At 68.5% G+C, this 24,406-nt stretch carries 21 protein-coding genes and 2 tRNA genes; 11 read left to right on the forward strand and 12 right to left on the reverse strand.

All coding sequences use genetic code 11. The features are described from left to right. Positions 1-218: 218 nt before the first annotated feature. A tRNA-Met gene (locus D5S19_RS04860) sits at positions 219-292 on the reverse strand. 223 nt (positions 293-515) lie between these two features. On the opposite strand from D5S19_RS04860, the gene D5S19_RS34050 reads away from it, so the two are divergent. Together D5S19_RS34050 and D5S19_RS04870 are read left to right on the forward strand one after the other, a co-directional pair. Continuing rightward, positions 516-680: a TetR/AcrR family transcriptional regulator gene (locus tag D5S19_RS34050; RefSeq protein ID WP_147397342.1), complete on the forward strand. Its 165-nt coding sequence runs from the start codon at positions 516-518 to the stop codon at positions 678-680. Continuing rightward, complete coding sequence (locus tag D5S19_RS04870) at positions 635-883, forward strand: hypothetical protein (protein WP_120022120.1); 249 nt, start codon at positions 635-637, stop codon at positions 881-883. The genes D5S19_RS34050 and D5S19_RS04870 overlap by 46 nt, the downstream gene beginning before the upstream one ends. Positions 884-893: 10 nt before the next feature. On the opposite strand, the gene D5S19_RS33515 is transcribed toward D5S19_RS04870, so the two are convergent. From D5S19_RS33515 to D5S19_RS04880, 3 genes are all read right to left on the reverse strand, one after another. Further along, the gene (locus D5S19_RS33515; protein WP_267901066.1) at positions 894-1,016 is read right to left on the reverse strand and encodes a hypothetical protein; all 123 of its coding nucleotides are present in this window, start codon (positions 1,014-1,016) and stop codon (positions 894-896) included. 543 nt (positions 1,017-1,559) lie between these two features. Beyond that, a tRNA-Met gene (locus D5S19_RS04875) sits at positions 1,560-1,633 on the reverse strand. 68 nt (positions 1,634-1,701) lie between these two features. Further along, a complete protein-coding gene (locus tag D5S19_RS04880) occupies positions 1,702-4,674 on the reverse strand; it encodes a UPF0182 family protein (RefSeq protein ID WP_233573719.1) in 2,973 nt (990 codons plus the stop codon). Between the two features lie 182 nt (positions 4,675-4,856). Here D5S19_RS04880 and D5S19_RS04885 point away from each other — a divergent pair, with 182 nt between their 5' ends. Then, positions 4,857-5,408 carry a PPA1309 family protein gene (locus D5S19_RS04885; protein WP_120022122.1) on the forward strand — a complete coding sequence of 184 codons (552 nt, stop codon included), beginning with the start codon at positions 4,857-4,859 and terminating at the stop codon, positions 5,406-5,408. Positions 5,409-5,431: 23 nt separating this feature from the next. On the opposite strand, the gene D5S19_RS04890 is transcribed toward D5S19_RS04885, so the two are convergent. Then, on the reverse strand, positions 5,432-6,553 hold the full coding sequence (locus tag D5S19_RS04890) for a YlbL family protein (protein WP_233573718.1): 1,122 nt from the start codon (positions 6,551-6,553) through the stop codon (positions 5,432-5,434). Between the two features lie 89 nt (positions 6,554-6,642). Here D5S19_RS04890 and D5S19_RS04895 point away from each other — a divergent pair, with 89 nt between their 5' ends. Continuing rightward, a complete protein-coding gene (locus D5S19_RS04895; RefSeq protein WP_120022123.1) occupies positions 6,643-8,058 on the forward strand; it encodes a zinc-dependent metalloprotease in 1,416 nt (471 codons plus the stop codon). A 1,236-nt stretch (positions 8,059-9,294) separates the two neighbouring features. On the opposite strand, the gene D5S19_RS04900 is transcribed toward D5S19_RS04895, so the two are convergent. Continuing rightward, positions 9,295-9,804 carry a M48 metallopeptidase family protein gene (locus tag D5S19_RS04900; RefSeq protein WP_120022124.1) on the reverse strand — a complete coding sequence of 170 codons (510 nt, stop codon included), beginning with the start codon at positions 9,802-9,804 and terminating at the stop codon, positions 9,295-9,297. 218 nt (positions 9,805-10,022) lie between these two features. Here D5S19_RS04900 and D5S19_RS04905 point away from each other — a divergent pair, with 218 nt between their 5' ends. The 5 genes from D5S19_RS04905 to D5S19_RS04925 all read left to right on the forward strand — a co-directional run bounded on the left by D5S19_RS04905 (position 10,023) and on the right by D5S19_RS04925 (position 15,065). Further along, a complete protein-coding gene (locus D5S19_RS04905; protein ID WP_120022125.1) occupies positions 10,023-11,096 on the forward strand; it encodes a ThiF family adenylyltransferase in 1,074 nt (357 codons plus the stop codon). Between the two features lie 60 nt (positions 11,097-11,156). Then, positions 11,157-12,500 carry an ABC1 kinase family protein gene (locus D5S19_RS04910; RefSeq protein WP_120022126.1) on the forward strand — a complete coding sequence of 448 codons (1,344 nt, stop codon included), beginning with the start codon at positions 11,157-11,159 and terminating at the stop codon, positions 12,498-12,500. A 101-nt stretch (positions 12,501-12,601) separates the two neighbouring features. Continuing rightward, on the forward strand, positions 12,602-13,540 hold the full coding sequence (locus D5S19_RS04915) for a hypothetical protein (RefSeq protein WP_120022127.1): 939 nt from the start codon (positions 12,602-12,604) through the stop codon (positions 13,538-13,540). 36 nt (positions 13,541-13,576) lie between these two features. After that, the gene (locus D5S19_RS04920; protein WP_199730349.1) at positions 13,577-14,626 is read left to right on the forward strand and encodes an AraC-like ligand-binding domain-containing protein; all 1,050 of its coding nucleotides are present in this window, start codon (positions 13,577-13,579) and stop codon (positions 14,624-14,626) included. Between the two features lie 4 nt (positions 14,627-14,630). Beyond that, entirely contained in the window at positions 14,631-15,065 is a 435-nt protein-coding gene (locus tag D5S19_RS04925) for an SgcJ/EcaC family oxidoreductase (RefSeq protein WP_158605496.1), read from the forward strand. A 568-nt stretch (positions 15,066-15,633) separates the two neighbouring features. Here D5S19_RS04925 and D5S19_RS04930 read toward each other — a convergent pair. The 5 genes from D5S19_RS04930 to D5S19_RS04955 all read right to left on the reverse strand — a co-directional run bounded on the left by D5S19_RS04930 (position 15,634) and on the right by D5S19_RS04955 (position 21,235). Further along, complete coding sequence (locus D5S19_RS04930) at positions 15,634-15,816, reverse strand: hypothetical protein (protein WP_120022129.1); 183 nt, start codon at positions 15,814-15,816, stop codon at positions 15,634-15,636. Next, the gene (locus D5S19_RS04935) at positions 15,813-16,685 is read right to left on the reverse strand and encodes a class I SAM-dependent methyltransferase (protein ID WP_199730350.1); all 873 of its coding nucleotides are present in this window, start codon (positions 16,683-16,685) and stop codon (positions 15,813-15,815) included. Before D5S19_RS04935 ends, D5S19_RS04930 begins: the two co-directional genes overlap by 4 nt. 1,224 nt (positions 16,686-17,909) lie before the next feature. Next, complete coding sequence (locus D5S19_RS04940; protein WP_120022131.1) at positions 17,910-18,173, reverse strand: hypothetical protein; 264 nt, start codon at positions 18,171-18,173, stop codon at positions 17,910-17,912. Beyond that, positions 18,170-18,523 carry a WhiB family transcriptional regulator gene (locus D5S19_RS04945; RefSeq protein ID WP_098511127.1) on the reverse strand — a complete coding sequence of 118 codons (354 nt, stop codon included), beginning with the start codon at positions 18,521-18,523 and terminating at the stop codon, positions 18,170-18,172. Before D5S19_RS04945 ends, D5S19_RS04940 begins: the two co-directional genes overlap by 4 nt. Positions 18,524-19,135: 612 nt before the next feature. Further along, a complete protein-coding gene (locus D5S19_RS04955) occupies positions 19,136-21,235 on the reverse strand; it encodes an ATP-dependent DNA helicase UvrD2 (protein WP_120022158.1) in 2,100 nt (699 codons plus the stop codon). Positions 21,236-21,299: 64 nt separating this feature from the next. Here D5S19_RS04955 and D5S19_RS04960 point away from each other — a divergent pair, with 64 nt between their 5' ends. Beyond that, complete coding sequence (locus tag D5S19_RS04960) at positions 21,300-22,028, forward strand: DUF4191 domain-containing protein (protein ID WP_120022132.1); 729 nt, start codon at positions 21,300-21,302, stop codon at positions 22,026-22,028. Between the two features lie 76 nt (positions 22,029-22,104). Here D5S19_RS04960 and D5S19_RS04965 read toward each other — a convergent pair whose 3' ends face one another. Continuing rightward, a complete protein-coding gene (locus D5S19_RS04965; protein ID WP_120022133.1) occupies positions 22,105-22,584 on the reverse strand; it encodes an RDD family protein in 480 nt (159 codons plus the stop codon). 172 nt (positions 22,585-22,756) lie between these two features. On the opposite strand from D5S19_RS04965, the gene glnA reads away from it, so the two are divergent. Then, complete coding sequence (gene glnA, locus D5S19_RS04970) at positions 22,757-24,181, forward strand: type I glutamate--ammonia ligase (protein WP_120022134.1); 1,425 nt, start codon at positions 22,757-22,759, stop codon at positions 24,179-24,181. Positions 24,182-24,406 lie beyond the last annotated feature (225 nt).

A 24,406-nucleotide genomic window follows, 5' to 3' on the forward strand; every position in this document is an offset into this window, starting at 1 on the left:
CAGCAATCTGTCCACAATGGCTGGTCAACAACCCTCGTTCAGCCCAACCCGAAGGCATGTCCTTTGTGGACCCGAACACCCTCCGCAACCCCCCGCGCACTTTTACCCCCTGCCGCAACCACCACCCGAGCGACCCGCGCTGGCGAACAGCGAGCGGGGCCGCACGCACAAAAAGGCACCCGGCCTGCACATTCGTACAGGCCGGGTGCCTTGACAAGTAGCGGGGACAGGATTTGAACCTGCGACCTCTGGGTTATGAGCCCAGCGAGCTACCGAGCTGCTCCACCCCGCGTCGTTGTAAGGAGAACACTACACACCCCCGTTCCGCCCCCGGACGGCACCCCCCGCTAAAGCCATTTCCCCAGCCCACACGTCCGGAGGAGGTCGGGAGGTGCCGTGCGGGGTAACTCCGGACGTGCCGGGGCAGCAGCAGGCGCCACGGACCCGGCGAGGCCCCAAGCCGCGCCGACGCTGTGCTCGACGCCGCCCGGACGCTGCCTTGCGAAGAACTCACCATGGCCGCGGTGGCCGCACGAGTCGGCGTCTCCACACCCACCCTCTACGGGTACGTCGCCGGCCGAGACGCACTCCTGTCGGCCCTGGCGCAACGGATCTCATCACCGCCGGCCACCGCGTGCTGCGGCGCGACGGCTTTTCCGATCAGCAGGCCCGGGTGCTGATCGGGGCAACGCTCAATCTGTCCCATTCCCACGCGGTGCACTCCCTCATGCCTCGGCCGGACGATGCCGGAAACACGGAACTCGACGAAGACACCATCACGTTCGTGACGGCCACGTACGGCGGTGCGGCGCACGAGCAGTTCCTCGACGAACAACTCGATCTCGTGATCAGAGGAGCCAAACCGGGCGACGATGCCGAATAGTGCTCGCGCTTTACGAGACGAAACCCATAAGGGTGTGGTTACGGACGTCGAACACCGTGAAGGACAGTCCACCCCCGGTGTCCTGCCAGGGGCGCACGACGGCTTCGGGTTGCGCGGCACGCAGGTTCTGCATCGTCAGCTCTCCTCAAGGGTGCTCTCGGGTCAGAGGACATGCGACGTGACCGAACTCCAGCGATGAGGTGGCGGCGCCGGGACTCCTGGTCACCACTCCCAAACTCTGAACATGCTTCGGAGTTTTGGCAAGGGGATCGAATCACTGCGCTCACAACGGCCCACCCCGGGGTGTCGGCAAAGTCGGTGTGGAGGTCCGTGAAGGGACCCTTCACAGACTCAGAGTCCGTGAAGGGTCCCTTCACAGACCCGAAACCGGTCCGGCGCACGCCACGAGGTGGTCGCACACACACCTCCGCATCGCCCACTGCCGGGCCCCCGACCAACTTTGCCGGGGCCCTGACGGCCCACCCCGGGCTTGCCGCCCCGTGGCACCACGGCTGAGCGCCCTCCGTCGAGCCACCAGACCGGCGCCTGCCGCCGTGCGGTCAACGCCGATGGGTACCTGATGCCGGATGTGAAATCTGTTTCCGAACAAATCCGGAGTGAACATAAAAAAGGCCACGATCGGTGTGATCGTGGCCTTTTTTGCAGTCTTGCATTGTAGCGGGGACAGGATTTGAACCTGCGACCTCTGGGTTATGAGCCCAGCGAGCTACCGAGCTGCTCCACCCCGCGTTGGTGACACCTACCTTACGCCGGGGTTTACCCCGGGCGCAAAGGGGGTGCCTTTTCCGTAACGGAGGTCACCCACCAGGCTGCGGAGGTGCCGCGCTGGTCGGTGCCGGACTGGGTTTGGCAGCCTCGTATTCCTTGGTCGCCGCGTCGAGCGCGGTGAGTGCCGCGCCCTGGTCGGTGAAGTTCCCGGACTGCTGCGCCGCCTTGAGCTTGGCCAGCGCCGACTGGATGTCGGCGACGGCCTTGTCCAGCGCCGGATTGCTGCCCTGGTTCGGCGGCGGGGTGGCCGGTGCGCTCGGCGTGCTCGGTTTGGCCGGCTGGGTGCTCGGTGTGCCGTCCGCGGGCGGAGTGGTCGCCGCGACGCCGGTGCCGGTGCCGAACACCTGGTCCAGTGCCTCGTTGAGCGTGGAAGCGAACCCGATCTTCGAGCCGTAGGACACCAGCACCCTGGCCAGCTGCGGATAACTCAGCTGGTTGCGCTGGCGGATGTAGACCGGTTCGACGTAGAGGAACCCGTCGGCCACCGGCAACGTGATGAGGTTGCCGTAGATGGGAATGACGTTGGGGTTGTTGAGCAGGGTGCGGTCCTGGGCGACCCTGGGGTCGCTCTGGAATCTGTTCTGCACCTGCACCGGTCCGTCGACCTGGTTCGCCCCGCTGGCCGGGGGTAATCGGAGTACCCGGATGGTGCCGTAGTCCTGCGGATCGGAGGAGACCGACATCCAGGCGGACAGGTATTGCCGTTGCAGCCCGGTCAGCGCGCTGGTCAGCTGGAACGTGGCCCGGCCCTCGCCGGCCGCGTTGGCGAGCACGTAGTACCCGGGCTGGTTGGCCACGTTGGCCGCGGTCGTGGTGGAGCTGCCGTCCTCGGTCGGATCCTGCGGCACACTCCAGAAGGCCTGCTGCGCGTAGAACTCCTGCGGACTGTCCACATGGTACCGCGCGAGCAGTTCCCGCTGGATCTTGAACAGGTCCTCGGGATAGCGGAAGTGCGAACGCAGTTCCGGGGAGATTTCGGAACTGGGTTTGACCAGCCCCGGGAACACCTTCTCCCAGGCCTTCAGCACCGGTTCGTTGTCGTCGACCGAATACAGGCTGACCGACCCGTCATAGGCGTCGACGGTCGCTTTCACCGAGTTCCGGATGTAATTGATCGAATTATTGGCCTGTTTCGCGACACCGTTGAGGGAATCGTTGGTGGCCTCGCCGAGCTGGGTCTGCTGGGCGTACGGGTAATTGTTGAGTGTGGTGTATCCGTCGACGATCCACTGGATCCGGCCGTTCACGACCGCCGGGTACGGGTCGCCGTCGAGGGTGAGCCACGGGGCGACCTTGCTTACCCGGTCGCGTGGTTCGCGGTTGTACATGATCTTCGAGCCGTCGCCGATGGCGTCGGAGAAGAGGATGTTGCGCTCACCGTACTCGGCGGCGAACGCGAGCCGGTTGAACCAGTTGTCCAGCGAAACGCCGCCCTTGCCCTGGTAGATGTACCCGCGCTGGCTGTCGGTGTCGTATTCGCCGGGTGCCTGCCCCGGCGTGCCGCCGACGATGGCGTAGTCGTTCTCGTTGGTCAGCTCGCCGTAGTAGATGCGAGGCTGCTTGACCTGGATGCCCGGCTGGCTGTTGACCGAGCCCGCGCCGGACGGGTTGGTCGTGTCGCTGGTCGTGGCGAGCGGGTAGCCACCGTCGGAGTTGGAGTCCTTGACCGCGCGGTCGATGGTGTTGGCCGGCGCCGCGACAAACCCGTTTCCGTGCGTGTAGACCAGGTGCTTGTTGATCCAGTTGGTCTGGTTGCCGGTGAGCCCGTCGGTCTTGATCTCCTTGGCGGCCACGATGTAGTCCTGCACGGTGCCGCCGACGTTGTACCGGTCGATGTCCAGCTTCGCCGGGAAACCGTAGAAGTTCTCCCGGCCGACGCGCTGGGTGAAGGTGTCGCTGAGGATGTTCGGGTCGAGCAGCCGGATGTTGGACACCGTGCCGGTGTCCGCCTTCACCGCTTCCGGCGTGGCCTCGGTCTTGCCGGGATACTGCTCGTATTTCACCTGGGTGAGCCCGAACGCGGACCGGGTGGCGTCCATGTTGCGCTGAATGGACGTGGCTTCCTTGTCGTTGGCGTTCGGCTTGACCGAGAACTGGTCGAGGATGGCCGGCCAGGCGACGCCGATCAGCACCCCGGACAGGATCAGCAGCACGAGCGAGATGGCCGGCAGCTGGAGATTGCGCAGGAACGCGCCGGCGAAGAAGGCGACCGCGCAGATCACCGAAATGCACAGCAGGATCAGCTTGGCGGGCAGGACCGCGTTCAGATCGGTGTAGGTGGCACCGTTGAACAGCGGCATGTCCCGGTTGGACAGCAGCAGGTTGTACCGGTCGAAGAAGTACTCGGCCGCCTTCAGCAGCACGAAGATGCCGACGGTGATGGCCAGCTGTGCCCGGGCGGGCCCGGCGAGCTGTCCGCCGCGGCCGGCCAGCCGGATGCCGCCGAAGAGGTAATGCGCGATCAGCGCGCCGAAGAACGAGACCACCACGGTGATGAACAGCCAGCCGAGCAGCCAGTTCACGAACGGCAGGGTGAAAGCGTAGAAGCCGATGTCGATGCCGAACTGGGGGTCCGTCTGGCCGAAGGAGGTCCCGTTGAGGAACAGCTGGACGGTCTGCCAGTCGCCCATCGCGGACACGCCCGCGATGATCCCGGTGAGCACCGGGATGCCGATGCCGAACAGCCGGATCCGCGCGACCACCACCGAGCGGTAGCGCGAGAGCGGATCGTCGCGGCCGGACACCGGCACGAACACCGGGCGGGTTCGGTAGGCGATGATCAGGCTGACCGCGAGTGCCCCGCCGACCAGCAGCCCGACCACGAGGAAGAGCACGATCCGGGTGAGCAGCTCGGTGGTGAACACCGAACGGGCCTGCACCTCGCCGAACCACAGCCAGTCCACGTAGGTGTCCAGCAGCCGGACGCCCAGCAGCAGCCCCAGCACGATCACCGCGGCGATGATGAGGAGGATCCGGCTGCGGCGGGACAGCTTCAGGCTCACCGGGGGCCGAGTCGCCACGGCAACGCTCCTGTCTTCGTCAACACGTACGCAGGGTGCCGGAACGGGCGGGCCGCACTGGTCCCCTGATGCTCTAACTCTACGGAGGGTGTCCGAGTTCCCTCGCCCCGCCCGAACTCCGAGGCGCGGCGGCGGCCCCGGCGGCGGCCTGCGACGATGTCGCCATGCCATCGAGTGAGCCCTCCGCCGCACACCCGGTCGCCGGTCTGGCGCGGGAAGTCGAAGAGTTCGTCGCCGCCGGGGGCTGGGATCAGCCGCCGCAGCTGTTCGCGCTGGTCCCGACCGCGGCGCTGCTGGACGAGCAGCCCGAGCTGGCCGGTCAGCTGGACCGGGCGAACCCGCTGACCCCGGTGGCGCAGGACGCACTGCCCGACGGCGACCTCGGTGAATCGCTCGGCCGGATCGCCTGGCCGGAAATCGTCGTCGGCTGCGCACTGGCGCAGGAGATCATCGTGCTGCCGCCCGACGTGGAGGCCGAACTCGAAGGCGTCGCCGAGGCGGACGGCGACCGGCTGCGCCGCGCGGCCGCGGACCACCCCCGGCGCACCGAGGCCCGGCTCGTCGCCGCGGTCCTGCGGGACGGCGGGCAGGCCTGCGTGATGCGGCTGCGCGGGATCTGCGCCGAGAGCGGCGAGGAGGCCGTGGACGAACTCGTGGAAAGCCCGGACCTCGCACCGAACCTGATCGAGGCGCTGACCACGACCCTGCATCCCTGATCCGGACCGGGCCGTCCTCGCGCTCAGCAGTGCGCGACCGGACGGCCCGCCTTCAGGTTCTCCAGCTGGGTCAGCGCATCGTCCAGTGTGGACACCTTGATCAGGTTGAGCCCGTCCGGCCGCGCGGAGACGGCCTCCGCGCAGTTGTGCGCGGGCACGAGGAAGTCGGTGGCCCCGGACTCCCGGGCGCCGACCACCTTGAACGAGATTCCGCCGATCGGGCCAACCTGCCCGGTCTCGCTGATCTCGCCGGTCCCCGCGATATGCCGTCCGGCGGCGAGGTCGCTCTCTGACTTTCCGGGCGGGGTCAGCCGGTCGATGATCGCCAGGGTGAACATCAGCCCGGCGGACGGGCCGCCGACGTCCTGCAGCGAGATCGCGACGTTGAACGGTGCGTTCACCCTGTCGACCGCGGTGAGCCCGAGGAAGCCCTGCGCGCGGTCGTCGCGGTGGGCCAGCGTCAGCTCGGCGGTCTGCTCGGCCCCGCCGGAACGCTGGAAGACGACCGGCACGCGCTGCCCCGGCTTGGTCCCGGTGAGCGCCGCGGCGACCTCAGTGGATTCCTTGATCTGCTTGCCGTTCACGGTGATCAGCCGGTCGCCGGGGGCGAGCACGTGGTCGGCCGGGCTGCCCGAGACGATCTCCTTGGCCACCACCTGTACCGGGTGGCCGAGGTGCCGCAACGCGGCGACCTGCGCGGCGGTCTGCGAGTCCTGCAGCTGCTGGATGTTCTCCTGTTTCACCTGTTCGTTGGTTTCGCCGGGCTTGTAGTACTCCTCACGCGGGGCGAGCGCGTACCGCCCGCTGGCCCACAGGCCGAGCGCGGTGAACAGGTTCAGCCCGTCGTTCAGCGAAACGGTGGTCATCCGCAGCTCGCCGCTGGTGCCGTAGGTCTGCTGCCCGTTGACCTGGATCACCGGGTTGCCCGCGGCGTCCTTGCCGAGCGTGTCGTAGGTCGGCCCGGGGCTGATCGCGACGTAGGGCACCTGGACCAGGAACCCGACCACCACGAACACCAGGAACAGTGCCCCGCTGACCAGCAGCGTCCAGCCGCGCCGGGTCATCCGGCGGTCCGTGCGGGCCGGTTCGCGGGACGTGGCCGGGCGCTGACTCGGGGTCGCGGTCTCCTCGTCGGGTTTGGTCACGTGCGACAGCGTACGGTGACGGAGTTCGCTTCACGGTGAAGGCCATGGTTGACGCGCTGAGTGGGTCCGTACCCGCGTACGGTGGTCCTATGAGCAAAACCCCGTTCGGTTTCGGACCGCCCGATCCCGACAAGCGCGGCGACGGTGATCCCTCGGACCCCTCGGAGCAGCCATCCGGCGCCGAGGCGTTCAACCAGCTCGGGCAGATGCTGAGCCAGCTGGGCCAGATGCTCAGCCAGGCGGGCACGTCGAGTGGGCCGGTCAACTATGACCTGGCGAAGCAGATCGCGCTGCAGAACCTGAGCGGGCGGGACGACGCGAAGGTCGGCTTCACGACATCGGGGTCCGAGGATTCCTCGTCCGCGGTACGCGACGCAGCACATCTCGCGGAACTCTGGCTGGACGCGGCGACGATCCTGCCCGCCGGCGCGACCAGCACGGTGTCCTGGTCGGCGCGAACCTGGGTGGAGAAGACCCTGCCCACGTGGCAGCGGTTGTGCGATCCGGTGGCGCAGCAGATGTCCGGCGCGTGGATGCAAGCGCTGCCCGAGGAGGCCAAGCAGGCCGCAGGCCCGCTGCTGTCGATGATGGGCCAGATGGGCGGGATGGCGTTCGGCTCACAGCTGGGCAACGCGCTGGCGCAGCTGGCCCAGGAGGTGCTCACCTCCACCGAGGTCGGCCTGCCGCTCGGCCCGTCCGCGACGTCCGCGCTGCTGCCCACGAACATCGAGAAATTCACCGAGGGCCTGGAGCTGCCGAGCAGTGAGGTGCTGGTGTTCCTCGCCGCGCGCGAGGCCGCGCACCAGCGCCTGTTCACGCACTTGCCGTGGCTGCGCCAGCGGCTGCTGGCGACGGTCGAGGAGTTCGCCCGCGGGATCACTGTGGACACTTCGGCGCTGGAGTCGCTGGCCGGCCAGATCGACCCGGCCAACCCGGCGAGCATCGAGGAAGCGATGTCCTCCGGGCTGCTGGAGCCGCAGACCACCCCCGAACAGCAGGCCGCGCTGAAGCGCCTGGAGACGTTGCTGGCGCTGGTCGAAGGCTGGGTGGACGTGGTCGTCGCCGAAGCCATCGGCGACCGCCTCCCGGGCGCGGAGGCCTTGCGCGAAACCCTCCGCCGCCGCCGCGCGACCGGCGGTCCGGCAGAGCAGACATTCGCCACCCTGGTCGGCTTGGAACTGCGCCCCCGCCGCATGCGCGCCGCGTCGTCCCTGTGGAAGCTCATCGGCGACCGCCACGGCTTGGAAAAGCGCGACGACCTGTGGTCCCACCCGGACCTCATGCCGACCGCGGAGGACCTGGACGAACCACTGGACTTCGCCGAGCGCCTGGCCACGCCCACCACCCTCCCCGCCGACCTGGACCCGATCGCGGAGCTGGAACGCACCGAACGCGATTCCAAGAACAAGCCCGCGTCCACCGACACCTCCCCCACCACGGGTGGAGACACCGACGAGGACAAGGGCGACAAGGGAACCGGCTCGGGCAACACCGACCCGTCCTGACCCCTTCACCGGGTCCCGTCTGGTCGGGATCAGCTCTGCCCTGGCCTGATCCCGGCCGATCCGGGTTGTCCACGTCCAGAACGGACGGGCTCGGCTACTCCGGGACGTACTACTGCTCTGCCAGTCCGGCTTGGCACCACCCGAGACAGCTCAGCTCTGGCCGATCCGGGTTGGACGTGGCTCCGCCACTGCCGGTCCGGGCTGGCCTCTGCCAGTCCGGATTAGCTCTGTCCGGGCCAGATCGGCCCCGCTTGATCCGGGGTTTGCCCCGTCCGGGCGGACTCGGCCCCTGCCGGACCCGGGTTAGCCACTGCCGGTCCGGGCTGGCCCTTGCCAGCCCGGAATAGCTCCATCGCTCGGCCCTGTCCAAGCGGGGTTAGCGCCGTCCGAGCCGGCTCGGCCCGTGTCCGACCCGGACCGGCTCCATCCCGGCCCAGGTCGACTCCGTCCACTCCGGACTGGTACTGACCTGGGTCGGCTTGGCCCCTGCAGGTCATCAGGACTGGATTTACCGCAGTTGGTCTGGCCCGGTCCGGGTTGGCTCCGCCCGACCCGGATCAGCTCCGCCCAGTCCCGGACCGGCCCGCCCGAGCAGGGTTGGCCCGAGCCGGATTGACCCCAGCCCGAGCCCGAACCGGCGCTACCCGTGCAGGCTTGGCCCGCCCTGCCCCCAAACACGACTCCGTCCAGTCCACCTACGCCCTGCACACCCCGGCTAGGGCCACATCCAGTTCGGATCGGGTGAGGCCAAGCCCGATCCGAATCGGCTCCAACCGGTCCCCATGGCTCAGCCATCCACGAACCACCACCTCAAGTGACCGCGCACCCATCCGTGCGTGGCCACTTCGCGCATCAGCGACCGGCGAACCAGCATCACTCGCCCAGCTTCACCCCCTGCCCCCGGATCCCGATCGCTTGGCTCCCTCCCACCGACCGTCCCGACAACCAACCCGGACACCCATCACCAACCGACCGGCCCACACACGCAATCCGGCGAACCGCCCGGCAACCACCCACCGACCTCATCCGCCCAACCACCGAACGCAATCCGCCATCCCCTCCGAAACCACCCGCTGCCCCTCCGCCGCAAACAACCCACCCCGCTCCCCCAACACCCGCCAATCCCTCACCCCACCCGGCCAACGACCGCCGCACACCCGGCCGGCAGCCCCTAGCCCACCCGGGGCGACCCCACCTCACCCAGCCACAGCCCCACCACCGATCGCCCCCAGAAACTCATTCCTCCACCGAAATACCCCACCCCGCCGCCGCCGAGAGCCCCTCGAGATATCCGATGGCCCGCTCCGTTTTCGGGTACCGGTTCACCAGCTCCCAGAACGCCGCGTCGTGTCCCGGCTCGCGCAGGTGGGCCAGCTCGTGCACCAGCACGTAGTCCAGGACCCACGACGGCACCTGCTGAAGCCGCTCGCTCACCCGGATCGTCGCGTCGACCGGCGTGCACGACGCCCACCTGGTGCGCATCGGCGGCACCCACCGCACGCTCGCAGGCAGCGCCTTGCTCCGGAGGTACTTGCCCGCAAGCAGCGCACACCGGGCGAGCAGCGCCTCGTCCGATGCTTTCGGCGGCGGGGCCTTGCGCGACCCGGGGCGCTGCAGCTTGCGCTCCATCTCCGCGACCCAGTGTTTCTCTTCCGCCCGGGTCATCCGCGCCGGGATGAGCACCACCAGGGTGTCCTCGTTCCAGTACGCGGTGACCGTCCGGTGCCGGCGCGCGCTGCGCCGCACCTCGACCTTGTGCTGAGGAGTGTCCGGTGGGGCGCTCCCGCCCCTGCCCCGCAACGCGGGCATCCGTGCTTCGACCACCCCCCAACGGTAAGGCCCGGCACCGACAACTTGGGAGCGCTGAATGGTCACAGCCCCGAGTTGTCCACAACTGACCACACCTGTGGACAACTCGGTTTTTCGTCCTACGGGGGAGACCGGTCCGTGCCAAGCTGACCGGCATGACGTTGTCCGCCATCCCGCCGCCGAATGTGCTCCTTCCGGCGTATCCCACCTTGCTCCCGGGCATCCACGTGCTCGACCGTGACGAAGACGAGGTCCAGTTCGGCCTCGACCCCCGGCACGGTGTCGTGGCCGGTGGGCTGGCGCCGCAGGTCCTGGAGGTCGTCCGGCACCTCGACGGCAGGCGCGGGCTCGAAGACGTGCTCCTCGCGGTCGGTGAACACCGGGACCAGTGCCACCTGCTGCTCAAACAGCTCACTACGCTCGGTCTGGTCACCGAAGCACCCCGGCCGGCGGCCAAACGCGTCGAAACCGGGCTGTGGTCCCTGCGCGCCCGCCACCACCAGACCGCGCTCACCGATCGCCGCCGGCAGAGCCTCGTCGCCGTGCACGGCAGCGGGCGGCTGGCCGTGGCAGTGGCCCTGCTGCTGGCGAACGCCGGTGTCGGGCACCTCGACATCCGCTCGGGCGGCATGGTCACCGAAGCCGACATCGGATCCGGGCTCACCGCCACTGAGCTGGGACAACCCCGCCGGCGCGCGATACTGGCCATGCTCGCCCGGCTCGCGCCCGACGTGTCCACCGCGCGGAACCACCGCCGCACTCCCGACCTCGTCCTGGTCACCGACGCCATCGTCCCGGCCCCGGAAGAGATCGCGGAGCTGGTCGAGGAGGGCATCCCGCACCTGCCCGTCCTGGTCCGCGAAGGCACCGGCGTCGTGGGTCCGCTGGTCGTACCCGGTCGCAGTGCCTGCTTGCGATGCTGTGACCTGCACCGGACCGATCTGGATTCCTCGTGGCCGCGGGTGGCGAGCCAGCTTGTCGGCAAGTCGCCCCGGCCGGATCTCGGCGCAGTGCAGTCGTGCGCGGCGCTCGCCGTCGCGCAGGCCATGCGTTTGCTGTCCCCCAGCGCGGAGCCGCCGCCCACCTGGAACACCTCGCTGGAAATCGACAGCTTCGACGGTCGGGTCCACCACCGCGGCTGGGAGCCGCACCCCGGCTGCGGATGCGGAGCACCCGTTGCGCCGGAACAACTACTGCCCGAGCCGGAGGAGGTACTGCAGGAGAGGTAGCCCACATCGTCGCGCTCTGCAGGCTGCGGAAGCCAAGCCCGTCAAGGCAGAATCATCACCGTGACCGACTCCCGCGACCGCACCGGAGAACGCGAGTCCGCTTTGCCTCGGCGGGGCGCCGCGCGTACCGCGAAGCTGGCCAGTCTTCCGCTCGGTATCGCGAGCCGAGCCGTCGGTGGCTGGGGCAAGCGGCTTACCGGACAGAATGCCGAACAAGTCAACGCGGTGCTGTCGGCCAAGGCCGCCGAGCAGCTCTTCGAGGTCCTCGGCACGCTCAAGGGCGGCGCGATGAAGTTCGGCCAGGCGCTGAGCGTGTTCGAAGCTGCCGTGCCCGACGACCTGGCGAAACCGTACCGAGACGCGCTCACAAAGCTGCAGTCGGCGGCGCCGCCGATGTCGGCCCGGCAGACCCACCGGGTACTCGCCGAGCAGCTCGGGCGGTCATGGCCGGGCCGGTTCGCCCACTTCGACGACGAACCGGCGGCATCGGCGAGCATCGGCCAGGTCCACCGTGCGACCTGGCACGACGGTCGTGAGGTGGCGGTCAAGGTCCAGTACCCCGGTGCGGACGAGGCTTTGCGCAGTGATCTGCGGCAGCTGCAGCGATTCAGCAGGCTGTTTCAGGCATTCGTACCCGGCACGGACGTGAAACCGCTGCTCTCCGAGCTGGCCGAGCGGATGGACGAGGAACTCGACTACCTCGCCGAGGCCGACCACCAGCGTGCCTTCGCGAAGGCCTTCGAGGGTGATCCTGCCTTTCTCATCCCGCGGGTCGTGGCGAGTGCGCCGAAGGTCGTGGTCACGGAGTGGGCCACCGGTACGCCCCTGGCGCAGATCATCGCCGGCGGGGACAAGGGGACCCGGGATCTGGCCGGCCGGCTCCTCGCCGAGTTCCACTACTCCTCACCGGCCCGCGTGCACCTGCTGCATTCCGATCCGCACCCGGGCAACTTCATGCTGGCCGCGGACGGCCGCCTGTGCGTGATCGACTTCGGCGGCGTCGCCAAGCTGCCGAACGGGATCCCTCGGCAGCTCGGCGAGATGACCCGGCTGGCGCTCGACGGCCATTCGGACGAACTGATGCGGCTGCTGCGGGAGAACGGCTTCGTCCGCGAGGGCTCCGAGCTGTCCCCGGCCGAGGTGCTGAGCTACCTCGCGCCGTTCACCGAACCGCTCGCCACCGCGACGTTCCACTTCACGCGTCGCTGGATGCAACGCCAGGCCGACCGGCTCGGAGACACCCGGGGGCCTGATTTCCGGGTCGGCCGCTCGCTGAATCTGCCGCCGGAGTACCTGATGATCCACCGGGTCACCGCCGGGTCCACCGGCATCCTCTGCCAGCTCGACGCGGACATCCCGGCACGCGGCATCGTGGAACGGTGGCAGCCCGGTTTCGCGGCCTGAGTTATCCACAGAATGGGGCGTTTTCGGTTTGGTGGCAGGAAGTTGTCCACAGATCCGCGGCGGCTGTTCCACTCGAATGGCAGAGCCGTCATTCTCGATGCATGACGACTACCACTGGTTCCGATCCGGTCGCTTTCAGTGACCTGGTGACCAACGGCGTGCTTGTGCGGAGCCATCTCCGCGACGCGGGGATCTCGGAGCGAAGGATCGCGAAGCTCTCCGGGCCCGGCGGGCCGTGGCAGCAGGTCTATTCCGGAGTGTTCCTGGTGCACGACAAACCTCCGAGCCGGGAGCAACTCCTGCACGCGGCAATCGCGCGTTGCCGCCCGCACGCCGTGATCACCGGCGCGGACGCGCTCCGTGCCCACGGGGTCAACCACCCGCTCACCGCCCAGATCCACCTACTCGTGCCGCACTACCGCCGGCTCGCCTCGGAGCCGGGGCTCATCGCGAGCCGCACGGCACGGATGCCGGAGCCGGTGATGGTCGACGGCCTGCCCTACGCCACGCCGGCGCGCGCCGCGCTGGACATGGCGCGCCGGGAGAACGAACCGGACACCGTCGCGCAGCTTGTTTCGCTGCCGTTGTACTGGGGACTCTGTGACCGCGCCGAGTTGGCCGCCGAGCTCGACGCAGGCAACCAGCGCGGCTCCGCGGCGGTGCGTTCCGTCCTTCGCGGTCTGGACGACCGGGAAACGTTCGCCCACGGCCAAGCCCTCCACGTCCTCCGGCAGACCCCGTTGCCCGCGCCGCAATGGAACGTGGCCCTCTGCGATCGCCGCGGCAGGCGAATCGGCACCGCGGACGCCTGGTGGGACCAGGTCGGGATGGCCTGGCGCTACCGGACTTCCGCAGGCCCCACCGACTTCAGTCACCTGTCGCTCGCCGCCACCGGCACCGTGCTGTTCCGCTGCACCCCGCGGCAACTCGTCGACACGCCCGACGAGATGAGCCGTGAACTACTGAGTGCCTACACCCAGGCCGCCCGCACCCCACGGCCCAAGGTCCGCGCCGTCTACCACGCAGGAAACGCGGCTTGAGGCCGGATTGACACAGAAACAAGGAGGTGAATCGCCATGTCGACTGAAGTTCTCGTACCCACGCCAGGCAGTCGCCGAAGCCCTGCCACCAACGCCGTGTGCGCGTCTACTGTGGACGCTGTGTTCCTCGATGTCGCGGCCTTCCAAGGGTCGATGGCCGCCAGCGGGTTGCCGCCCTTGCACAGCCGCCGGCTCGACGCGGCGGAGTTCCGGGCCAGTGTCGTCACCCGCGATCTCGGTCCGCTCAAGATGATCGAGCTGGCCACGCCAGGTGGTGAATGCTTCCGGAATCCTCGGGGGATCCGCGCCGGCGACGAAGCGCTGTGGCAGATCGACCTGGTCACGAAGGGCTCCGCGCGGGTCGAGCAGGGCAGCGAGGTCGCCGAGCTGGGGCCGGCCGATCTGGTCCTCATCGATCCGGCCAGACCGGTCCGGTACATCAGCACCGACTGCACGCACGTGAGCATGCTGGTGCCCCGGAACGAGCTACGGCTCCGCCCGGCCGACGCCGCCCGGTTGGCCGGTGTGCGTATCGACGGCGGCCGAGGACCTGGGGCATTGGTGTCCTCGCTGGCGCGGGACATGGCCCGATCGCTGACCGGGTTCCGTGCCGGGGAGGCGGATCGCTCGGCGGCCGCGGTGACAGAGCTGATCGCTGTCGCACTGGGAGCGCAGCTGGGCGACGAACGCCCAGTCCCCGATCAAGCGTTGCGTGAACGCATCGTCGGCTTTGTCGAAGCGCGACTGTCCGAACGGGACCTCTGCCCGGCCGCAATCGCCTCGGCGCATCACATCTCGGTCCGGCGGCTCCACAAGCTCTTCGAGGATCAACCGCTGACCATTGCGGCGCTGATCCGGCAGCGCCGCCTGGAACGCTGCCGCGCCGACCTGACCTTGAGCGACCGAACGGTCTCGGCCGTCGCTGCGCGTTGGGGATTCGCGGACCCGGCGCATTTCAGCAGGCTTTTCAAGAAAACGTACGGCTACAACGCATCGGCGCTGACGGACAGCAACCGTGCACGGACAGTCAAGGCGCCCGCAGCGCAATCTCGAGAAGATGGTGGTGCACAGCGCGCAGAAAGGTGATCACATGGAACAAGCGGTCGAGGCGATGAGCACCATCCCGTTCCGGATGTACGAGGCCTGGAACCGAGGGGACGCCTCCGGCTTCTTCGCTGACTTCGCCGAGGACGCCCTGTCGGTCGAACTCGAAGGCACGGTCTACCGCAATCGCGCGGACATGATCGCCGCGCAAGAGGCCCTCTTCGACACGGCGTTGAAGGGCTCACAGCTGGTCAACGGCGAGGTCGTGTTCGCCAGGATCATCAGTCCCGGAGTCGGGGTCGTGCACAGCCGCGTCGGCCTCCTCATGCCGGGCGAGTCAGAGCGGCCGTCGACTCGTTTCTCCATGCAGCTCTTCGTCGCGGTGTGGCAGAACGAACGCTGGACAGTCGTGACGCTGGAAAACGCGCGCATGCTCTCGCTGGAGACCATGCAAGCACTGGAGTCCCTGCCCGTCGCTTGACGGAACCCCGACAGACAAGGAGGAAATCGCACCAATCGTTCCCAGCCCGGTCGGCCGAACGCATACTCCGGACCGAGTAGACCCGCTGACGCTGCGCGACCCGCAAATCCGAACAACCAGCGTCGGTCGCATGATCGGGTTTCCTCGGGCCGTACTGCCGCCCTTGCGACCTTGGCTACCACGCACCCCTACCCCACTTTAAGACCCTGCTCGCCGCACGAGCCCGCGTCACGGCGCAACCTGCCCTTGCCCCGCAACCTTGCCCACCACTCAACGCCGGCAGGCCCGCAACCTTGCCAACCGCACGATCTTGCCTCACCGCACAACCCGCTCTTGCCTCACCGGGCGACCTTACTCAACCGCGCAACGTTGGCTTGCCTGCAACATTGGTTCGCCGAAGGGTTGGCCTCGTCACGGTCTTGGCTGCTCGCTTGGTGACGCTTCCGCGCTACGGTCACGCCTCGGCATCTAGGCCGGTCGATCCCTGACAGCGGCGCGATATCGGCAGCGCGGGTGGAGCAGGTCGTACGAGGTAGCTGTTCGTGAAAGGTCGCTGGAGTGCTCTCGTTCACCAGTATTCGTCGGGCAGTTTGCCTTCGATGTCGCGGGTGTGAGTGCGGGCGCATTCCGGGCAAAGCCAGCGTTCGGTGCCGTTGTCTTTGGTACAAGCCCAGGCCAGGGCGGCGAGTGCGTCGGTCTCCGTGGCGCGGAGGCGGCCACAGCGGGAGCAGGCGGCGTTCGGAGTGGTCATGCGCGACGTCCGTAGTGCACGGTACGGGCGCCGAGGAGGTACAGGTCTCGGCGGTTCGCGAGGTGGTGCGGGCCGGCCGGGTCGAGGAGCGCGGCGAGGGTGCTGCGGTCGTCGTCGGTGAGGAGGTCGGCGGCGTGTTCGGCGAGTTGGGAAAGGTGGTGGTGCAGGTAGCCGGGCAGAGTGTCCGGGCCTGGCGCGGGGTGGTCCACCAGCACGCTGAACGAGCCGATCCCGGTGAGCCCGGCGTGCTTGAGCGCGATCGGCCAGCCGTAGGGCATCGGCACCGAGCCGTCGATACCTTCTCGCATTCCGGCGAACCATTCGGCCTGGGCTGCGCGCAACCGGTCTTCGAGCCCTGGACGTCCAAGCCCGAGATCCCAAGGGAGGCAAGCGAAACTCAACCCGCCCTCGGCCAGCGCGACGATTCCACCCGGCCGGACCGTGGCGGCGAGCGTCGCGACCGCGGCCTGCTGGTCCGGCAAGTGGTGCACCACCCGCGAGGCCCAGACCAGATCGGCGGCAGGCAACCTCGCCGGCAGTTCGGCGTCGGCAAGATCGGCACGCACCGCCCGCACCTCGACGGGCGGACCCGCCACTGCTCGGACCGCTCGTTCGGCTTCGCCGAGCAATTCCGGCGTCGCGTCGGCCAGCACGATCGTGCCGCCGTCCCGAGCCGCGAGTTCCCGGGCGAAGTGCGTGCTCACCCCACCGGCGCCGCAGCCGAGATCGACTACTGTCGGGCCGTTGGGAAGCTGCGCGACGAGCCGCGCGACCGCGGCTGCTTGCGCCTCGGAATCGAGACCGTCGGCGGCGCGGAGCACCGCGAGCCGGTCGGCCCAGTCGATGTGATCGTGGGTATGCGCGGACATGGCCCCCATTGAACACCCGGCAACGACCATCGTCCGGATGGCTCTCCCGCAGGCCCACCGAACGTGCCGCTCCCCGATACACACGCGAGTGCTCCGGAGTCCGCAAACACCCACGTGCCCGCAAGCCTCCAGCACCAGCGGAAACGGCAATGCACGCCAAGATGCTTACGAATGTCGAGCACGCACGATGGCAGAATGGCTCGAAACGGAACCCCCGCGCGGGTCGCGCCGGGAAGCGAAGTCCACCCGACCGGAGGCCACCGGGCAAGCCGAAGGTGCCGCGGCAAGCGCCGGGGTCACCTGATGACTCCGTGCCGACCCGACCGGAAGTCACCGGCAAGTGCCGAGTCACCAGGTGACTCCGTGTCCGCCGACCGGAGATCACGGGGCGGGCGCCAGGCCACCTGGCGACCCCGTGCCCACCGAACCGGAGCAGCTCGGGCATGTATCAAGCCACCTGGCGACTCCGTCTCCGACCGAAGGTCACCGGGCGAGCGCGCTACGCCACCCGACGAACCCACGCCCACCCAACCGGAAATCGCCGGGCAAGCACTGGTCACCTGCCGACTCCGCGTCCACCCGACTGGAAGTCACCGGGCAGGCACCGGGTGACCTGGTGACTCCGTCGTCTCGACCGTCAGGTGCCTGTTGTCGGCCTCAGTTTGTCGGCCCCGGGACGGGACTTGGCTGCCACCAAAATCTGCCGCAGCCGCGGACGGACAAGCCGAGCCTCAACGAGTTCGCGAAGTCGCATTCGCTTGGTCTGCGGACGACGGGCGCGTCCGCTTCACGTCTCCATCGATACCTCGCTGAGCAACGGCTTGTGTACACGAAACGCCCCTAGACGGGGAATGGTTCCGAGTGACATCCCGGTCCCCCGAAGCCGGAAAACAAAGCGGGCCAACGAAATCCACCAGTCCGGACCGGGAACGACGCCGGGTACCGGGCAGCTCGCGGGCTTGAGTACCGCAAGCATGGCCTGGAGCCTATGACCCGGAACCCTGCGGAACGACCCGGAAACCTTGCGAGTCACCAGCGCCGATGGAAACCTTGCGAGCCACCGGCGCCCAATGGAATCCCTACGGGACGCCGCGGAAACCTTGCGAGCCACCGACAGCCAATGAACCCCTGCGAGCGACCGGCGCCCATGGAGGCGCTGCAAACCACTGGTCGCCAGGGAACCCCTGCGGGCCCGAAGGTTCGGGCCCGCAGGGAGAACCGTGGTCAGTCCTGAATCAGATGGCGTTTCGCGTGGTTGGCCGCCCAGCGGGCCAGGCGGGTCCAGCGGCGGGCGGCTCGGGCGCGGCGCCAGGGGCGCTGCGCCTCCGCCTCGGTGTGGAAGTCCCGTATTCGGGCACGGGACAGTTCTTCGTGCAGCAACATCGTGGTGGTCTCCTGAGTCTTGCTCTGCTTCGGTTTCGGCTGCGCGCGGGCGATTTCCCCGGTGCGGGCCTCGTAATCGCGGGTGGTCAGCAGGTCGGCGGTCATGCGGCGGCGCTCCGGGCGGTTGTGGTGGCGGCGGGCTCGAGGGTGGCGTTCTTGCGCGGGCGGCCGCGGGGCCGCTTGCGCGCGATCACTGCGCCACGCTCGAAGATCTCACCGCCCCAGACTCCCCAGGGCTCACGCCGGGCGAGGGCGCCGGCCAGGCAGGCCTCGCGGACCGGGCAACCGGCGCAGAACGCCTTGGCCCGCTCGAGTTCGGCGGGCGATTCGGCGAACCACAGGTCGGCGTCGCGCGAGCGGCAGGGCAGCTCGGGTTCGGCGACGCCGCCGAGCAGATCGCCGAGGTCGAACCCGTCGGGCACGACACTCTCGGCGAGTGCGATGGCGGATGACATTTCCGTGCTCCTTTGCGAAGTGGTGGTCGGGACGGTGATCGGACTGGACACCTTGTTCCTCAGGGTTGAGCAGCCAAAAAAACACGAAGGCCGCGGATCCGGTTACCGGTTCCGCGGCCTTCGTGAGCCTCGTGTCCTGACTCAGGTCAGGAACTTCGCTCCCGTAACGACAACGGAACACGGAACTGCTTGACGATCGGCAGATCGGCACCAACTCGCGGGTACGCGACGACGGTCGCGAACCGGTGAGTGCTGCCATCTGGGCTCCACGTGCGCTCAGTCCGACGGAGGTCTCCTCCGAAGCGAGCAGCAGCGGACACACCGGTGCCCGGACGCGGGGCAGGGGTCACACCAACGGACAGACCGGTGCCAGGGCACATGATCATCGGATTGCCGTTCACGTCGCTGACACCACCTCTCGCTGTCCGGACGCTCGCCGCACCGGGCGGCACTCGTCACATGGTCCCCAGGCCGGGCGCGCTCCGCCCGGACGTACCAGCAGGTTATTGCTCCGGGGAGAGCGGAGCAACCGATTTTCCCAAATCTCTTCCGAAGAGACGAAGATCGCCCCTGAGCAGCGGGTTCGCCGCATCGATCACGGAGACGACGCGGTCAAGACCGCATCGAGGCACGCACCACGTCGAGCACTTCCGAGCCGAAGCGGGCCAGCTTCGTGGCCCCGATGCCGGAGATCGACACGAGCGCACCGTCGTCGGTCGGCCGCTGTTCGGCAATGGCCATCAGGGTAGCGTCGGTGAACACCACGAACGCCGGCACCTTCAGCTCCCGCGACCGTTCGCCCCGCCAGGCCTTCAGCTTCTCCAGCAGATCTTCATCCACTGTGGACGGGCACCGTCCGCACCGGCCCAGCTTCACTTCCATGGTCTGCACCAGCGGACCGTCGCACAGCCGGCAGCGGTTCACCTTCGTGGCCGTCTTCGGCGCCTGCTGTGCCCGCGCGATCCGCGCCGCCGGGTGATCCTCCGGAATCAGCCCGTAGAGAAACCGGCTGCGCCGGCGGTTGCGACGGCTGCCCGGGCCACGCGAGAGCGACCACGACAACGACAGGTGCTCCCGCGCCCGCGTGACCCCGACGTAGAACAGCCGACGCTCCTCCTCGATCGCCGAGTCGTCACCGTCGGCGTGCAGGATCGGCATCGTGCCCTCGGACAGGCCGACGAGGAACACGGCGTCCCACTCAAGCCCCTTCGCCGCGTGAAGCGACGCCAGCGTGACGCCTTCGACTGTCGGTGGATGCTGCGCCGCCGCGCGCTGTTCGAGGTCCGCGACGAAACGTGACAGGTCGGCGTCGTCGACTGCAGCGGCCAGCTCCTCGGCCAGCTCGACGAGCGCTAGCAGCGCGTCCCACCGCTCCTTCGCCGCGCCGCCCGCAGGTGGCTGCTCAGTAAGGCCAACCCGCGCGAGAACCGAACGCACAGCGGTGACCAGCTCGGGGCCTGACGGCTCCATAGCCGCCGTACGCAGCGCCGACATCGCCTGCCGCACCTCGGTGCGCTGGAAGAACCGCTCACCGCCACGAACCAGGTACGGGATCCCGACCTCGGTAAGCGCTTGCTCGTACGCCTCCGACTGCGCGTTCACGCGGAACAGCACCGCGATCTCACTCGCTGCCACGCCGCCGTCGAGCAGCTCGCGGACACGGCCCGCGACCGCAGCGGCCTCGGCGGCTTCGTCCTCATGCTCGGCGAACAGTGGGTCCGGCCCTTCGGGCCGCTGGCCGATGAGCTTCAGGCGCGAACCGGCCGGACGGCCACGGGCCGCGCCGATCACCTGGTTCGCGAGCGACACCACCTGGGGCGTCGACCGGTAATCACGCTCCAGCCGCACCACGGTCGCTTCCGGGAAGCGCCGCGTGAACTCCAGCAACGACCGCGGCGAAGCACCGCCGAACGAGTAAATGGTCTGGTTGGCGTCGCCGACCACCGTGAGGTCGTCGCGACCACCGAGCCAGGCGTCGAGCAGACGCTGCTGCAACGGGGTGACGTCCTGATACTCGTCGACAACGAAGCAGCGGTAACGATCGCGAAACTCGACAGCGACCGCTTCGTGCTTTTCGAGCACTGCGGTGGTGTGCAGCAGCAGATCGTCGAAATCGAGCACCTGCGCGGCCGTCTTCAGCTCTTCGTACTGCCGGTACACCTCGGCCACCTGTGCGACCGGCGCCGGCGTCTCACGCTGCGTACGCGCCGCGACAGCCGCGTACTCGTCCGGCGAGACCAGCGAAGCCTTACTCCACTCGATCTCACTGGCGAGGTCGCGTACCACCTCGGCCTCGGTGCTCAGCCGAAGACGCTGCGCGGCCTGCGCGACGAGACGGAACTTGTTGTCGACCAGGTCCCACGGCCGGTCCCCGACGACCCTTGGCCAGAAGTAACGGAGCTGTCGCCGCGCTGCCGCGTGAAAGGTCAGCGCCTGCGCAGCGTCGACGCCGAGCCCGCGAAGCCGCGTACGCATCTCACCCGCCGCGCGCGCGGTGAAGGTGACCGCGAGCACCTGACCAGGCGCGACGTGTCCAGAGCGAACCAGATGCGCGATACGGTGCGTGATCGTGCGCGTCTTCCCCGTGCCCGCCCCGGCGAGGACGCAGACCGGCCCGCGAGGTGCGGCCGCGGCGGCACGCTGCTCCGGGTCGAGCCCGTCGAGCAAGCTGGGACGGCGTGGACGGCTCTGGGGAGACGATGCGGTGGCCACTGCGCGATCCTCGCAGAGGGGGCCGACGGATTCGTGGCCGGGCACGCGGCCGTATCCTGGTCATATGGCGGGTAAGCAGGACAAGGAAGCGGCCAAGGAGGCCAAGCGGGAGAAGCGCGCGGCAGGTAAGGCGCGGCGCGGGCAGTTCTTCGAGGCGTTCAAGATGCAGCGCCGCGAAGATCCGCTGCTCATCCCCTGGATGGTCGGTTCGATCGTGGTCGTCGCCGGTGCCCTGTTCGGCATCGGGTTCCTCTTCGACATGCAGTGGGCGCTGTTGCCGCTGGGCGTTGTGCTCGGGCTGCTGCTCGCCGTGATCATCTTCGGCCGCCGGGTGCAGCGCACCGTCTTCGCGAAGGCCGATGGCCAGCCCGGCGCGGCCGCGTGGGCGCTGGAGAACCTGCGCGGCAAGTGGAAGGTCACGCCGACGGTGGCCGCCACGACGCAGCTCGACGCCGTGCACCGCGTGCTCGGGCACCCCGGCGTGGTGCTCGTCGCGGAGGGCGCGCCGCACCGGGTGAAGACGCTCCTCGCGCAGGAGAAGAAGCGCGTCGCCCGGTTGATCGGCGAGACCCCGATCTACGACTTCACGATCGGGCACGAGGACAACCAGATACCGCTCAAGAAGCTGCAGAGCCACCTCACGAAGCTGCCGCGCAACCTCAAGCCGGCCCAGGTGGACGCGCTGGAGGCGAAGCTCGCCGCGCTCGGCTCGCGTGGCGCCGCGATGCCGAAGGGCCCGATGCCGGCCGGCGCGAAGATGCGCAACGTACAGCGCACCATCCGCCGCCGCTGACACCATCCGACGCAATGCCGTGAAGGGCACCTTCAGTCCGTGAAGGTGCCCTTCACGGCTTTCCGGGGGCCGGTTGTCAGCGCATCCGGATGACGACGGTGCCGGTCGCCCGGTCGAGCCAGTTGCGGCTGTCGACGTTGCGCACCAGCGGCGGCAGGATCAGCACAGTCAGCACCATCCGGACCAGCGCGCGCCAGGGGCCGACCATGGTCGCACCGTCGAGCCGCGCGACGCGGATACCGAGCGCGCCCATGCCCGGTGTGAAGCCGAAGAAGGTCACGGGGAACACGGTGAGCACCGCCCACACCCCGCCCGCCCACAGGTTGAACGTCTGCATCGCGGCCACGTTCTGCAGGTCGTAACGTACGAACAGCCCCGTGATGAGCGCGGCGAGCACCAGGTCCACGATCAGCGCGAGCACGCGCTGCCCGCCACTCGCAACCGCGCCGACGCCCGTCTCGGGCAGCCCGAACCGCTCCCCGGGCCACTTGGGTGCGTCCTGCCGCGTCGTGGGGTCGCCGGTGCCCGGCAGCCATTCACCCGTCCATCTCGCCACCCGTCCAGGGTATGCCGGTGGCGGACGCCACATTCTGCCTGGTCGACTAGCTGCGCCCGGCGACCCGTTAACACCCGCGAAACATTCGGGTGACGGTCGGGCAACACCGCGCTCTTAGCGTGAGCCGAAGAGAGTACTGCCGCCGGTAACGAACGAGAAGGAGTCACCGAGGGTGCCCACTACTCCAGACGACATCCAGCGCCTCATCGCCGACGAGAAGGTGGAGTCCATCGACGTCAGGTTCTGTGACCTGCCGGGCGTCATGCAGCACTTCACGGTGCCCGCCAAGGCGTTCGACCTCGAGGCCTACGAAGAGGGTCTGGCCTTCGACGGCTCCTCGGTACGCGGCTTCCAGTCGATCCACGAGTCCGACATGCTGCTGCTGCCGGACCCCGAGACCGCCCGGATCGACCCGTTCCGCAAGACCAAGACGCTGTCGCTCAACTTCTTCGTGCACGACCCGTTCACGCGCGAGGCCTACAGCCGCGACCCGCGCAACATCGCGCGCAAGGCCGAGCAGTACATCGCCGAGTACGGCGTCGCCGACAACGTGTACTTCGGCCCGGAAGCCGAGTTCTACATCTTCGACTCGGTCCGCTTCGAGGACGCTGAGCACCTGTCGTTCCACGAGATCGACTCGGTCGAGGGCTGGTGGAACACCGGCGCCGACACCGAGGGCGGCAACCAGGGCTACAAGACCCGGTTCAAGGGCGGCTACTTCCCGGTCCCGCCGGTCGACCACTTCGCCGACCTGCGCGACGACATCGTCCGGCAGCTGCAGGGCCAGGGCTTCGAGATCGAGCGCGCACACCACGAGGTGGGCACCGCGGGCCAGACCGAGATCAACTACAAGTTCAACACGCTGCTGCACGCTGCGGACGACCTGCAGCTGTTCAAGTACATCGTGAAGAACACCGTGTTCGCCGCAGGCAAGACCGCGACGTTCATGCCGAAGCCGCTGTCCGGGGACAACGGCTCGGGCATGCACTGCCACCAGTCGCTGTGGAAGGACGGCCAGCCGCTGTTCCACGACGAGTCCGGGTACGCGGGCCTGTCGGACACCGCGCGCCACTACATCGGCGGCCTGCTCAAGCACGCCCCGAGCCTGCTGGCCTTCACCAACCCGACGGTGAACTCCTATCACCGCCTGGTACCGGGCTTCGAGGCGCCGGTCAGCCTGGTGTACTCGCAGCGCAACCGCTCGGCCTGCGTGCGGATCCCGATCACCGGCAACAACCCGAAGGCCAAGCGCGCCGAGTTCCGCTGCCCGGACTCCTCGGGCAACCCGTACCTGGCGTTCTCCGCGATGATGATGGCCGGCCTCGACGGCATCAAGAACAAGATCGAGCCGCCGGAGCCGATCGACAAGGACCTCTACGAGCTGCCGCCCGAGGAGGCCAAGAACGTCAAGCTGGTCCCGGGCGACCTCGGCACCGTGCTGGACACCCTGGAAGCCGACCACGAGTTCCTGCTCGAAGGCGGTGTCTTCACCTCCGACGTGATCGAGACGTGGATCCAGTTCAAGCGCGAGAACGAGATCGACCCGCTGCGGCTGCGTCCGCACCCGTACGAGTTCTCGCTGTACTACGACGTGTGATCCTGGGAGTCTTCGAAGTGGCCTGAACAGAGGAAACACCATTCAGGCCACCCTCCCAGGCCGTCCGACGGCAAAGATCATGGCCCGCCAGCATTTGCTGGCGGGCCATGATCGTGGTGGGCAGAACACGCTCAACACGGCCAATACCTGACCTGGCCGGCGAAGATGCCCCATTCTCGCGGGCCGGCAAACTCCGGCACTGCTCAAGCCGCACCCCGTGGAGGA

The organism is Amycolatopsis panacis, from assembly GCF_003600245.1.
GTDB classification, from domain to species: Bacteria; Actinomycetota; Actinomycetes; order Mycobacteriales; family Pseudonocardiaceae; genus Amycolatopsis; species Amycolatopsis sulphurea.